Below are 13,080 nucleotides of genomic sequence, written 5' to 3'. Positions count from 1 at the left end.
CATGCGCACAATTGCTCTCTTCACCTGCGTCATCGTCGCCGGCTTTTCGGTTGGGGCCTACGCCGCGACCGAAGTGATCCACCAGCAGGGGCGCGTCTTCTCTGCCGAGAGCGTCTCGGTCAAGAAAGGCGAGGCCATCACTTTCCTGAATGACGACACCGTGCCGCATAACATCATGTCGGCCAGCAAGGGCAACGAGTTCAATCTGGGATCGCAGGCGCCGGGCACCTCGACAGACGTGTCTTTCAAGGAATCGGGCGACGTGCAGGTGATCTGCGCCATTCATCCGCGCATGAAGATGATGGTCAAGGTGACAGACTAGGATTTTTGTTTTGACGCGTTTTCTTTACGCGAACCGGTATCCACTTCGCTCGAAAACGCTCTACCAAGGCACCGGAGATTGACGATGTTGATACGCTACAAGATTTTCGGTGCCTTCAGTGTCGTGATTCTCCTGGCCTGCGGCATAGCCTTCTACGGCATTCGCGCCATCGGCAATTCCGGCGACATGGTCGTTCGTCTCTAAGGCCCGTTGATGGGGATCAACCACGCGCGTTCCGCTCACTCAGCGCTGCACGAGGCACGGCTGGTGCTCCAGCGGGGCCTGGTCGCGGGCAGCTCCGGCGAATTGGTTGCGAAGTTCGAGGCGCTGGTACGCGAAAGCGTCGAGGACCTGAAAGTGGTGCGCGAGCGCGCCGCGACGCCCAATGTTTCGGCTGCGCGCGAGAAGGTCGAGAGTCAGCTCAAGGACTGGTCGACCGCCGCGCTCAAGATCCTGAAGCCGTCGCCCGGCGGCACGACGGAGATCCCGACCAGCTTCCTGCTCGCACAGCAAGGCGACCGGCTGATGGCGTCGATTGACGATCTCGTCGAGCTCGTCGCGGCTTACGGCTATGAATATCGCATGGCAGCGGAAGCAGACGTGGAGTCGGCCCGCACGACGATGCTGTCGGTTGCCATCGGCACCGTAGCGATCGGACTGATGATCGCGCTTGCGTTCTCGTACTCGATGAGCCGGCCCATTTCCGCCGCGGTGCGGGTTGCCGAACGCGTGGCGGCCGGCAACTTCACCGATGACATCGCGGTGCGTCGCAGCGATGAGCTCGGCCGTCTCCTCAAGTCGCTCGCTGTCATGCAGGCGAGCCTGAAGACCCGCGCCGATGACGATCTCGCACTGATTGCCGCCAAGGACCAGAGCAGTGCCGAGCAAACCAATCATCGGCAGCGTCTGGAAGCCGAGATCGATGCCTTCCGCTCCGCCTTCAGCTCGGTATTGAGCAATACCGCTCGCATGACCGGCGAATTGACGGACACGGCACAGGGTCTCGCTTCCACCGCACGGGCTGCCGGCACGCAAACGAACGAAGCGGCTTCGACAGCAAAAGAGACGTCGGTCAATGTCCAGACAGTGGCGACGGCCGCGAGCCAATTGGGACAGTCCGTCCAGGCGATCACGTCCCAACTTGCAGACGCAACCGCCATCGTCCAGCGCGCATCCGGCATGGCGGAAGCTGCAAACCAGACGATCGGCAGGCTTGCGAGCGCCGCACAGCAGATCGACGAGGTGGTTGGCTTCATCCGGACCATCGCTGGCCAGACCAATCTGCTTGCGCTCAACGCCACGATTGAAGCGGCGCGCGCCGGCGAGGCGGGCAGAGGCTTTGCGGTCGTTGCGTCGGAAGTGAAGGCGCTGGCGACGCAGACGGCAAAGGCGACCGAGGAGATTTCGTCGCAGATTACCGAGGTGCAGTCAGCGACGCGGGAGGCGGTCGACAATGTCGGCGCCATCGCGTTGATCATCGGCGATATCGACGGCTTCACCGGGCGGATCGCGGCTGCGGTCAGCCAGCAGAACGCGGCGGCCGGCGAGATCTCCAGGAATATCGGACAAGCGGCTTCCGGCACGGCTCAGGTCGCGCGCAGCATCGCGGGAACCGCCGAGGCGACAGACAACGCCAATCGCACCGCCGACATCGTTCTTGCCACGGCTCACGACCTGTCCAGTCAGGCGACGCAGCTGCGTTCGTCGGTGGATCGCTTCCTTTCGAACGTCGCGGCGTAGGCCAGGGGCACCAAGGACAGGTGCCCGGCCTCCGGCTTCGGCTGCAGTTCCATATCGATAGTCCTGCGCCGGCGGAAACGTCGCCGCCTTGCGACGTACTAGCTCGGTTGTCGCGGCCGTGTCACAGTCCTGCGAGTTACATGAAGCGGGCCGACGGCACGTGGAGTTCGATAATTGCTCAGGCTATACAGATGGCCGTCCGATGATTGGCAAAACATCGGTGCGGAGATGCCGGCCGAGATCATCTGGGCCGATCTGCTGAATGCAACGGACAAGGAAAAGCAGTTCGTCGAACGGCTGCTTGGGATATGCGTGCCGTCCGAGCAGTCGCTCGGCGAGATCGAAGCTTCGAGCCGGCTGATCTACGACCATGGCACGCTCTATCTCAGTTCGCCGGCGGTCCGGTTCAACGAAGACAATGAGGCCGAGATCACGCCGGTCGGATTCGTCATCGGGCCCCGGGTGCTGGTGACGGTGCGGTTCTGGCCGCTGCCGATCTTCGACGATATCGGCAAGCGCATCGGGACCGACGATAGTCTCGAGAACGGCATGTGCGTGTTCACCAGCCTGCTCGAGGCGATGGTCGACCGCGGCGCCGATGTGTTGGAGCATCTGGGCGCGAAGGCCGACACGCTTTCAAGGAGCGTCTTCAAGGGTGGACTCGTTCGGACCAAACGGCCGGTACGCTCGAGCCAGCGGATGCGCGAGGCGCTGGAGAATGTCGGTGAACTGGCTGATCGTCTCGCCAAGGCGCGAGACGTGCTGCTCGGAGTCGGGCGCATCGCGTCGTTTGCCGGCGATGTCGGAAGTGAATGGATCACGGCCGCGTCGAAGAAGCGCCTCGAGGCCATATCGAAGGATGTCGCTTCTCTCAGCGACTACGAGACGCGGTTGTCCGACAAGATCCAGCTTTTGCTCGATGCGGTGCTCGGCTTCATCAACATCCAGCAGAATGAGATGTTCAAGGTCCTCACGATCGTGTCCGTGGTCGGCGTGCCGCCCACGATCCTGGTCGGTGTCTGGGGCATGAATTTCAAGAACATGCCGGAGCTGAGCTGGACATTCGGCTATCCGCTGGCCTTGCTCGCCATCATCGCCAGCGGTGTGCTGCCGCTGATCTGGTTCAAGCGGCGTGGCTGGTTCGATTGAGACAGCGGCGCCCGCTACGCCGCCGCAGGCAAATCCGGATTGGCGATTGCACCGGCGACACGGACGCGCACGCGCAGCGCATTGCCGGGCAGGTAGGCGATCGGCATGTCCTCGACGTCGACGGTCTTGAGGCTGTCGCGCGCTGCACCCGCCTGGACGGCGCGATCGGCTGCGATATCGCGCGCGGCTGCGATCGCATCCTCGCGGCTGAGATCGCGGAACACCTGATCGGCTTCGCCGCTGACCTGCGCGATCGCGGCGCCCACCGCATTGGCGCAATCGCCATGCGGCACGCGCACGATCTCGGAAATGCCGGGCAGGCGGTCCGGCACCAGGAAGGCGCCGCCGCCGACTGCGAGCAGCGGCACGTCGCCGGCCTCGGTCTTCATGCGGTCGATGTCTTCTTCCAGCTTGCGCCAGGCATCGCGCATCGCGGCCTCGATCAGGCGTTTGGGCAGATTGGCGACGCGCGAGCGGTCGCCGATATCGATCAAGCCGGCGGCGACGGCGATGTCGGTGGCGGTGAGACGCGCGCCGCCGAACACCAGCGCGTCGGATGTCAGCCGATAGCCGACGCTGAGCGGGCCGACGCGAACCGGATCTTCGTCGACATGGCTGCCGCCGCCGAGTCCGATCGACAAGAGGTCGGGCATCCGGAACAGCGTCCGCACGCCGCCGACCTCGACCACGGCATTCGCCTCGCGCGGAAAGCCGTGGCGAAGCTGGCCGATATCGGAGGTGGTGCCGCCGACGTCGACGACCATGGCATCGTCGAGGCCGGACAGATGCGCCGCGCCGCGCATGGAATTGGTCGCGCCGGAGGCAAAGCTCATCACCGGGAAGGCGGTGGCGATCTCGGCCTGCATCACGGTGCCGTCGTTCTGGGTCAGGAACAGCGGCGCATCGACGCCGCTGTCGGCGATCGCCTTGCGGAAGGCCGCGACTGTGGTGATGGCGAGATCGTGCAGGGAGGCGTTGAGCAGTGCGGCGTTCTCGCGCTCGAGCAGGCCGATGCGGCCGAGATCGTGCGACAGCGTCACAGCGACGTCGGGGCAGATCTCGGCAAGAATCTCGCGCGCCGTGGTTTCACAGGACGGATCGAGCGGCGAGAAGCTCGAGCATACCGCGACCGAGCGCAGGCCCTTGTCCCTGATTTTTCGCGCGGCGTCCTTCAGCCCGGCGATGTCGAGCCGCATGAACGGGCGGCCGTCGTAATCGTGGCCGCCCTCCAGCATGAAGATATCGCCGTTGACGAGCGCGGCGAGGTCCGTGGGCCAGTCGCAGAACGGCGGCAGCGATGCGCTTGCGGGCATGCCGATGCGGATCGCGGCGATCTTCTGCACATGGCGGCGCTGCACCACCGCGTTGATGAAGTGGGTGGTGCCGATCACGACCGCATCGACCTTCACCGCGGCGGCGGGCTCTGTGCGCAACGCTTTCAATGCGTCGAGGATGCCCGAGGTCACGTCGGCCGTGGTCGGACGCTTGACGGAGTGGACGACCTTCTCGTCGACGATCAGCACGGCATCCGTGTTGGTGCCGCCGACATCGATGCCAATACGCTTCATGGGATCTTAAGCTCCTGCCGTAGCCGGCGCGAAGAGGGAACGGTAGTCGAGGTCGTAGCCGAAGGCGCGCGGGCCGACGAATTCGAGACCTCGGGGACTCGTGAGCACCGGCGGCGCCGGCAGCGCCACGACGGTGACGCGCTGGCCGTAGCGCACGGTCTCGGTGCCGACGCCGTGGCCGTTGACGCTGTCGAGCACGCAGATCAGATCGGGCGATGTCGCGATCGCTTCCTCGCCGCGCCAGGCCACGACCCATTCGTTCTGGAACGAGAGCTTGAGCCGGCTGCCGCGGTCGGCATCGCTGCCCTCGACCGTGGCCGAGCCGCGCAGGAAGCCTTCCGTCGTGCGGCGTGCCACGTCGACAATCTTGCCGGTGAAGAGTTTCTTGCCGCCTTCGGTCGACAGCAGCGCGGCGATCGGGTCTTCGTGGCGGCGGTTCGCCGCCTGGACGGCGTGACCGATGCGGATCGCCTTGGTGGTGGTGAAGTGGATGCCCCAGTCCTTCACCTCACGGCCGGTGCGCGGCGCCTTGCTGGTGGAGGCGATCGAGCCCATCTCGACGCAGATCTTGCGGCTCGCCCGCTCCATCCACTTCCAGCTCGGCACCTTCGTCACCACGGCTTCGATGCCGCGCGGATCATAGAGCGTGCAGGGGTAGGGGCGCAGGTCGCCGATCGCGACCGAGGTCATCTGCGCCTCGGGGAAGGCGCGGCCCATGCAGTCGGCATCGACCACGGGAATGCCGAGATGCGCGGCCGCCATCAGTGCCTGCACGCCATTGCCGCCGCCGATCTCGACCGACATCACGGCGCGGAACTTGATGTTGTTGATCTCTTCCTGCATGCGCACGGCGCGCGCGATATTGCGACTGTCGGCAAGCCGCTCCTGTCCGACCAGCGGCGCGCCCATGTTGGAGACCACCGCGACCCAGTCGTCGTCGCCGAGGTCGAGCGGCGATATCAATTGCACGCGGTGGCCCTCGGCATAGAGGCGGCGCAAATTGAGCAGGCCGAGATAGGGGCTGCCACCACCGCCGGTGCCGAGGATCCAGGCGCCGACCGCGAGCGCCTCGATCTCCTCGAGGTTGATCGTCTTCAATTCCACCTTGCTCACGACACCAGCTCCTCGACGATACGGGCCGCGGCGGCAATGCCGAGGATCACCGGGCCGGGATAGGCGGTGCGGACGCGCGCCTTGTTGGCGCTGGTGTAGCTGATGCAGTCCATCACCACGAGATCGGGCTCAAGGTCGGCCATCGTGCGCGCGGCTTCGTCGACAGTGGCATCGCTGGAGCCGGGACGCAGCGTGATGCCGACCACTTCGACGCCTTCGCGCTGCCATTTCTTGTCGATCAACGCGGTCTGCTCGGGGAGTGGCGAGAACACGCCGAGCCGGCCTTTCGGCAGCACGGCCTCGACGAGATTATGCAAAATGGCCGAAGGCAGGATGACGAGGCCGTCGGCCGCAAGATTGGGAAATTTTCCGGTGCAGGCCATCAATGTCACGCCGACGCCCTCGTGCTTGAACCGCGTGATCTGCTGGCTCGCGCGGCGCTCCACTTCCTTCTTGCTGATGGTGACGCCGTCGCCGTTCGGCAGCAGCGTGAACAGCGTGTCGTAGCCGTCCATCGGCGGGATGGCGTCGATCTCCGCGCGGCTCATGCCATCGAGCGCGCCGCGCAGCTCGATCTCGATGCCCGGCGACAGCACGGTGGCGATTTCTGACGCAACGGTCGGGCGCGGGCTCTGGCCGATCACGACCACCCCGATGCGCTGGTGCTTCAATGGCATGTTCATGTTGGGTCTAGTCCTTCAAGACGACGAGATCGGCCGGCGTCCAGTCGAGCGTGACACCGTTGCCGGGAACGAACAGGCGGTCCGTGCCTGCATTGGGCTGCTGCACGAGGACGCGATGGCCGCCCCCGAGCGTGATGCGATAGAGCACTGCGCCGCCGAGGAAGTTGGTATTCTCGACGACACCACGTGCGGAGGCGGCGGTGCCGTCGGCCGGCGAGAGGCGAATTTTCTCGGGGCGCAGTGCCACCGAGAGAACGCCGGTGCCTTGCGTCTCGATGGAAGCCGGCAGCGCCAGGATCAGGCCCTTGCCCACGTCGAGAGCCGGGCCACCGGCGCTTGTCGTGGTGCGTTCGCCACGGAAAATGTTGGTGTCGCCGATGAAGTCGGCGACGAAACGGGTAGTGGGCTGGTTGTAGATCTCCGCCGGCGTGCCGACCTGCTCGACGCGGCCGCCATTCATCACGGCGATGCGGTCGGACATCGCGAGCGCTTCTTCCTGGTCGTGGGTGACGAAGACCAGGGTCAGGCCGAGCTTCTTCTGGAGCTGCTTGAGCTCGAACTGCATCTGCTGGCGCAGCTTCTTGTCCAGCGCGCCGAGCGGTTCGTCGCAGAGCAGGACGCGCGGCGCGATCACGATGGCCCGCGCAAGCGCGACACGCTGCTGCTGGCCGCCGGAGAGCTGCGTGGGGCGGCGGTCCTCGAGGCCGGAGAGCTCGACCATCGCCAGCGCCGCCTTCACCTTCGTCGCGATGCTTGCCTTATCGAGCCCACGCATGCGCAGCCCGAAGGCGACGTTCTCGGCGACGGTGCGATGCGGGAACAGTGCGTAGTTCTGGAACACCATGCCCATGTCGCGCTTGTGAGCGGGCACATGGGTAATGTCGGCGCCGTCGACGCGGATCGCGCCCGCGCTCGGTATCTCGAAGCCCGCGATCATGCGCAGTGTCGTGGTCTTGCCGCAGCCGGACGGGCCGAGCAGGGAGAAGAATTCGCCCTGCCGGATGTCCATGGCGACCGCGTCCACCGCGCGCACGCCGCCGTCATAGACCTTGCTGACGCCGGCGATTTCGATCGACGCGCTCATGCGCGGAAGATCCGGTTGACGCGCTGGTCGATCTCGTCCTTGCGCTCGTTGTACCACTTCCAGTCGACCTGGATCAGCTTCGAGACCTTTTCCGGCGTGGTGAGCAGCTTGGCGTCATATTTGGGGTCGAGCTTCACCTTCCGGTTGGCCGGTGAGTACCACACGGTCTCCGCGAGACGCTTCTGCACCTCGGGACGGAGCATGTAGTTCACATAGGCGTTGGCGAGCTCCTTCATCTTGCTGCCGGGCGTGATGGTGAGGACCTGCTCAAGCGACAGCACGCCTTCGCTCGGCGAGACGAAATCGGTTGGTTGGTTCTGCCCGTCATAGCGATAGATGCCGGAATCGTGGATGACGCAGAGGCCGACTTCGCCCGACAGCAGCATCTTCTCCATCGCACCGGTGAAATCGACGATCTTGATCGGCTTCAGCTTCTCAAGCGCAGCATAGGCCGCATCGAGATCGAGCTGGCCCTTGCCGAACAGCGTGCCGCACATCATCAGAAAGGCCTGGCCGAGGCTGTTGACCGGGATAACATAGCCGCCGCGGACACCGTTGTACTTGGCGTCCCACAATTCCTTCCAGGAGGTGACGCCGCTGTAGCCCTTGTCGGTGCGCATGCCGAGGCCGATGGCGCTGGTGAAGATCGAGACGCCGACGATCTTGTCGCTGATGGCGTAGGGGTAGACGTCGGCGAGGTTCGGCACCAGCTTGGGATCGATCTTCGGCTCGACCAGACCCATTTCGGCTGCCGCCCACTGCTCGTTTGAATTGGTGTGCAGCACGTCGTAGATCGGCGCGGAGCGCGAGCTCGCCTGGAGTTTCGGCAGATAGGGGAATGCGGAATCGGTCTGGAGCTTGCACTTGAACTCGCTCTCGAAGGCGGGGCCGATCTCGGCCTTCATGACCTCGCCCCATTTTCCGCCCCAGCCGGTAATGCGCAGCGTAGGATCGTCAGCGCGCGCGACATAGGGTGCGGCGATCGTGCCGATACCGAGCGAGGCGCTCGCGGTCAGAAAGCGGCGGCGGTTGAGCCGTGACGATCCCAGTGCTTTCATCATGTTCAATTCCTTCGATGCGGTTACAATTTGACGTAGGAGCGCAGGCCGACGGTGCGGTCGAGCCCGATGACGACGACAAAGGCGAGAACGATCGAGACTACCGAGGCGGCGCCGATGGTGCCGTCGAGATCGAACTTGAGATAGTTGAACAGCGTGACCGGCAGCGTCTCGTTGCCCGGTGAGACCAGGAACAGCGACACTGGAAACTGGTCGAAGGAGACGATGAAGGCGAAGATCGCGCCCGCCAGCACGCCAGGCTTGATCAGCGGCAGCGTCACCTCGAAGAAGGTGCGCAACGGACTTGCGCCGAGATTTTGTGCGGCTTCCTCCAGGCGCGTGTCGAAATTATGCAGCACGGCAAGCGTCGTGCGAACGACGTAGGGCAGCGTCACCAGCGTGTGGCCGGCGACGAGGCCCCAGGTGGGGCGGCCGACATCGAGCAGCACATAGGTCTGGAACAGTGCAAGTCCCGTCAGGATCGCGGGCAGCATCAGCGGCGAGAGCATGGTCGCCACGATCAGCCGGGTGCCCGGCAGATTGCCGCGCGCGAGCGCCAGCGCCGCGGAGGCGCCGAGCACGGTAGCGGATACCGTGGTGAGGACCGCGACTTCGAGGCTGAAGCCGAGCGCCTGCATGAAATCGCGCGAAGCGAAGAATTTTTCGAACCAGCGCAAGGACACGCCGACCGGCGGAAACTGGATGAACGGCGTCGGGTTCAGGGCAAACACGACCACGACGGCGATCGGTGCGAGCAGGAAGACCAGGATGGCGGTGTTGATGGCCAGATAGATATATCGGCCATAATGCCGGGGGACGGCCGTACGCACGGGCGCTGCCGCGCGGTCGGGAGCGAGCGACGGGCTGTGCGAGGTGGAGGTGCTCATCGCCAGCCTTATTGCAATTCGCGCTGGCCGGAGACGAGGCCGAGCGCGCGGTTATAGGCGATAACGAGCAGCAGCGAGATCATCAGCAGGACAATGCCGAGGGCGGCCGCGAAGCCGACGTTGAAGTTCGCCGAGATCTGCTGGTAGATCAGGATCGGCAGCGTCATGATCTGGAAGCCGCCGAGCAGGATCGGCGTGACATAGGCGCTGATCGCGAGCGCGAACACCAGCAGCGAGCCGGCGAGGATGCCGGGCAGGCTCAAGGGCAGCGTCACCTCGATGAAGGCGCGCAACGGGCTCGCGCCGAGGTTTTCCGCGGCCTGCTCCAGCTGTTCGTCGATGCGGCCGATCACGCCGGTGAGCGTCAGCACCATGAAGGGGACGTAGATGTGGACGAGGCCGACCACGATGCCGGTCTCGGTGTACATCAGCTTCAACGGCTGGCTGATGAGCCCCAGCGAAATCAGCGTCTGATTGATCACGCCCTTGTCGGAGAGCAGCGTCATCCAGGCGAAGGTGCGCACGACGATGCCGGTCAGCATTGGCGCCAGCACGGCCATCAGCAGCAACGCGTGTCCGGTGCGGCTCTTGATGCGCGCCATCCAGTGCGCCAGGGGATAGCCGATCGCGAGCGCGACCAGCGTGGTCACGAGCCCGATCCGGATCGTGGTCCAGATCACTTCGAGATAATAGGGATCGTCGAACATGCGGGCGTAGTGGCGCGTGGTGAAGGCCACCTTCGGCGCCACCACCGGATTGCCGGTGAGCACGCTCATCACCGCCATCAGCCCGATCGGCAGGAAGAAGAACAGCGCAAACAGCAGCACGCTCGGCAGAATGAAGAGCGCGAGGCCGTTGGGGCGTTGGGGCGCGGCGCTGCTCATCGCGTCCCCGTCTGAACGCGCGTCGTGGCCTGATCGAGCGGGTCGCCGGTCAGTCGTCGCAGTTTTGCAGCCATCGCCGCCAGCTCGCGGCGGACATTGGCGCGCTCGGCGGCGGTGGTCGCCTGCACCGAATAGGACACCGCGATCCCGATCATCTCGCCGGTCTCGCCGCTCTTCAGCGCAAAGCCCTGGGATCCAACGCCCTCGATCGATTCATCGGCTGCTTCGGACACGCCGGTGCGGCGGATCTCGTCCAGGCGCGCCATCGCCTGCTTGAAGTTCTGCGGCGAGTTGCGCGGCAGTTTTGGATAGGTCGCGGGCACGCGCGCACGGATGTCCTCGTCGGAGAGGCGCGCGAGCATGGCGCGGCCGTTCGAGGTAGCAAGCGCCGGCGTGCGCTGGCCCGGCGGATTGACGACGCGCAGGGGATTCGAGCCCGGCACGATCCGGAGCACGACCTGCTCGTAGCCGTCGAGCACGGCAATGTAGCCGGTGTGCCCGGTGCGGGCGCAGACCTCGCGCAGCTCGCGCTCGGCCATGCTGATGAGGTCGTCATGGGCGCGGTGCAACCGGCCGAGCTCGAAGGTGAGGAGCCCGGGACGATAACGGCGGGTGTGGGGGTCCTGCTCGAGCAGGCCGCAGTCGCGCAGAGAGCGCAGCAGCCGCGACGTCGAGCTCTTCGGCTTGCCGGTCAGCGCCATCACGTCCGCGAACGACAGATCGGGCCGCGCGCTGGAAAAGCAGTGCAGGATCTCGATGGCGTTGGTGAGGGCGCTCATGCTCGGCGGTCCAAGGGAGTTCCAAATTCCGGAACCTTGTCCCAAATTCTAAGCCTGGCGTGGAAACGGGCAAGCGGAAATTTCCGGCACTGTGGTGCCCGATTGCGCAGATGCGACCGAAGGTCGCCCGTAGGGGATTTGGAAGCGGCGCGCCGCGATCAAACGGTGCGCCGCTTCTTTTGTCAGACGGCTTCAGCGGCCACGTTGCTGATCCAGTCGCGGGCGAGCGTCACGTCGGCCTGCGATAATTGGTGGCCCGCCGGCAGGACCTTGCGGGTCACGCTGGCGCCGGCCTGCGACAGCAGTGCGGCGAGGTGCGCCGAGTTGCTTGCCGGCACGATCGGATCGGCTTGGCCGGACAGCAACAGCACCGGCTTGCCTGCAAGGTCAGCCTTGGGTGAATCCGACAGCGGCACCATGGCGCGCAACAGGATTGCACCGGACAGGACGTCCGGCTTCAGCAGCAACAGCGCGGCTGCGATGTTGGCACCGTTGGAGAAGCCGACTGCGACTGGCGCTGCGATGCCGTAGCGCTGCCGCGCGTCCGCGACGAAGTCGCCGAGCTCGCGCGCGCGGTGGCGTACGTCCGCCTCGTCGAACACGCCCTCGGCGAGACGGCGGAAGAAGCGCGGCATGCCGTGCTCCAGCACGCGGCCGCGCGGCGAGAGCAGGGCGGACCCCGGCGAGATCATCTTGCCGAGCCCGAGCAGGTCGTTCTCGTCGCCGCCGGTGCCGTGCAGCAGCAGCAGCGGTGGGGAGCCCGCGATGGTCGCGGGCTCGAAGCGATGGATGAATGAACTCTCGGTCACGACACGCTCTCTTCCAGGTTCGGCAGGACGCCCTCGATCTGCTTGCGATGCGCTTCGAGGAAGCTCGGCAGCTTCAGGTCACGTCCCAGCGTCGCGACGGGTTCGTCGACGGCGAAGCCGGGAATATCGGTCGCGATCTCGAACAGCACGCCGCCGGGCTCGCGGAAATAGATCGAGCGGAAGTAGTTGCGGTCCTTCTGCTCGGTCGGGCGCAAGCCATGATTGGCAACCAGCTTCTGCGCCATCACTCCCTGCTCGGTATCGTCGGCCGCGCGGAAGGCGATATGATGCACCGAGCCGCCACCCTGATGGCCACGCAAAAAGCCCTTGGCCTCGTAGATGTCGACGACACTGCCTTCGGCATCGCCCGATACCTTGAAGCGGATCACCGAGCCTTCACGCCCGGTCTCTTTGAAGCCGAACACGTCGGTGAGGACGGCAGCCGTCTTCGTCGCACTGTCGAGCAGCAGGGTCACGCCATGGAAGCCGCGGATCGCATGTTCTGCCGGTACGTCGCCATTGCTCCAGCCGGATTCGTTCTCGGCACCGGGGACGCCCACGAGCGCGAGCGCCATGCCATCAGGATCGGTGAACGGCAGCACGGATTCACCAAAGCGCTTCTCCAGCGCCTCGTAGGCGATGCCCTTCTCGATGAAGCGCTGCGTCCAATAGCCGAGCGAACGCTGCGGCACGCGGAAGGCCGTCTGATGCGTCTCGCCGACGCCGCGGCGCCCGGCCGGTGCGCCAGCCCAGGGGAAGAAGGTCAGGATGGTGCCGGGCCGGCCGGTCTCATCGCCGTAATAGAAGTGATAGGTGCCGGGGTCGTCGAAATTGACCGTCTTCTTGACGAAGCGCAGGCCGAGATCGCGGGTGTAGAAGCCGAAATTCCTGATGGGGTCGCCGGCAATCGCGGTGACGTGGTGCAGTCCAGACATTGTCGTCCTCCAAAATTCGGGGAGCGGTCTTGCTCTGGCCGGGAATATCGTGCTGCTTTGGATTGGAGA

The 13,080-nt window shown here is 65.1% G+C and carries 13 protein-coding genes; 3 read left to right on the top strand and 10 right to left on the bottom strand.

The genetic code is table 11. The features are described from left to right. The first annotated feature begins 1 nt into the window (after window position 1). The 3 genes from UP06_RS25070 (at window position 2) to UP06_RS25060 (ending at window position 3,211) form a co-directional block, all read left to right on the top strand. Window positions 2-322 (top strand): plastocyanin/azurin family copper-binding protein, encoded by a 321-nt coding sequence (locus UP06_RS25070; RefSeq protein WP_045006348.1) that lies wholly within the window; start codon window positions 2-4, stop codon window positions 320-322. A gap of 267 nt (window positions 323-589) precedes the next feature. Continuing rightward, the gene (locus tag UP06_RS25065) at window positions 590-2,062 is read left to right on the top strand and encodes a methyl-accepting chemotaxis protein (RefSeq protein WP_197087374.1); all 1,473 of its coding nucleotides are present in this window, start codon (window positions 590-592) and stop codon (window positions 2,060-2,062) included. A gap of 174 nt (window positions 2,063-2,236) precedes the next feature. After that, the gene (locus UP06_RS25060) at window positions 2,237-3,211 is read left to right on the top strand and encodes a magnesium transporter CorA family protein (RefSeq protein ID WP_045006347.1); all 975 of its coding nucleotides are present in this window, start codon (window positions 2,237-2,239) and stop codon (window positions 3,209-3,211) included. Window positions 3,212-3,225: 14 nt separating this feature from the next. Here the strand turns inward: UP06_RS25060 and UP06_RS25055 are convergent, their stop codons facing one another. The 10 genes from UP06_RS25055 to UP06_RS25010 all read right to left on the bottom strand — a co-directional run bounded on the left by UP06_RS25055 (window position 3,226) and on the right by UP06_RS25010 (window position 13,011). Then, window positions 3,226-4,779: a hydantoinase/oxoprolinase N-terminal domain-containing protein gene (locus UP06_RS25055; RefSeq protein ID WP_045006346.1), complete on the bottom strand. Its 1,554-nt coding sequence runs from the start codon at window positions 4,777-4,779 to the stop codon at window positions 3,226-3,228. 6 nt (window positions 4,780-4,785) lie between these two features. Then, window positions 4,786-5,892 carry an S-methyl thiohydantoin desulfurase family protein gene (locus UP06_RS25050; protein ID WP_045006345.1) on the bottom strand — a complete coding sequence of 369 codons (1,107 nt, stop codon included), beginning with the start codon at window positions 5,890-5,892 and terminating at the stop codon, window positions 4,786-4,788. Then, the gene (locus tag UP06_RS25045; protein ID WP_045006344.1) at window positions 5,889-6,575 is read right to left on the bottom strand and encodes an AroM family protein; all 687 of its coding nucleotides are present in this window, start codon (window positions 6,573-6,575) and stop codon (window positions 5,889-5,891) included. The genes UP06_RS25050 and UP06_RS25045 overlap by 4 nt, the downstream gene beginning before the upstream one ends. Before the next feature lie 7 nt (window positions 6,576-6,582). Next, window positions 6,583-7,659, bottom strand: a complete 1,077-nt coding sequence (locus tag UP06_RS25040; protein ID WP_045006343.1) for an ABC transporter ATP-binding protein — start codon at window positions 7,657-7,659, stop codon at window positions 6,583-6,585. Next, complete coding sequence (locus tag UP06_RS25035; RefSeq protein ID WP_045006342.1) at window positions 7,656-8,720, bottom strand: ABC transporter substrate-binding protein; 1,065 nt, start codon at window positions 8,718-8,720, stop codon at window positions 7,656-7,658. The genes UP06_RS25040 and UP06_RS25035 overlap by 4 nt, the downstream gene beginning before the upstream one ends. A gap of 20 nt (window positions 8,721-8,740) precedes the next feature. Next, complete coding sequence (locus UP06_RS25030) at window positions 8,741-9,604, bottom strand: ABC transporter permease (protein WP_045006341.1); 864 nt, start codon at window positions 9,602-9,604, stop codon at window positions 8,741-8,743. A gap of 8 nt (window positions 9,605-9,612) precedes the next feature. Beyond that, on the bottom strand, window positions 9,613-10,488 hold the full coding sequence (locus tag UP06_RS25025) for an ABC transporter permease (RefSeq protein WP_045006340.1): 876 nt from the start codon (window positions 10,486-10,488) through the stop codon (window positions 9,613-9,615). Beyond that, complete coding sequence (locus tag UP06_RS25020) at window positions 10,485-11,267, bottom strand: IclR family transcriptional regulator (RefSeq protein ID WP_045006339.1); 783 nt, start codon at window positions 11,265-11,267, stop codon at window positions 10,485-10,487. Before UP06_RS25020 ends, UP06_RS25025 begins: the two co-directional genes overlap by 4 nt. Window positions 11,268-11,449: 182 nt before the next feature. After that, a complete protein-coding gene (locus UP06_RS25015; RefSeq protein WP_045006338.1) occupies window positions 11,450-12,076 on the bottom strand; it encodes an alpha/beta hydrolase in 627 nt (208 codons plus the stop codon). Continuing rightward, on the bottom strand, window positions 12,073-13,011 hold the full coding sequence (locus UP06_RS25010; protein ID WP_045006337.1) for a ring-cleaving dioxygenase: 939 nt from the start codon (window positions 13,009-13,011) through the stop codon (window positions 12,073-12,075). Before UP06_RS25010 ends, UP06_RS25015 begins: the two co-directional genes overlap by 4 nt. Between the last annotated feature and the right edge of the window lie 69 nt (window positions 13,012-13,080).

Source organism: Bradyrhizobium sp. LTSP857, from assembly GCF_000938285.1.
Lineage (GTDB): Bacteria > Pseudomonadota > Alphaproteobacteria > Rhizobiales > Xanthobacteraceae > Bradyrhizobium.
Note: the sequence above shows the minus strand (reverse complement) of the source record. Positions and strands in the feature narration are given on the sequence as shown.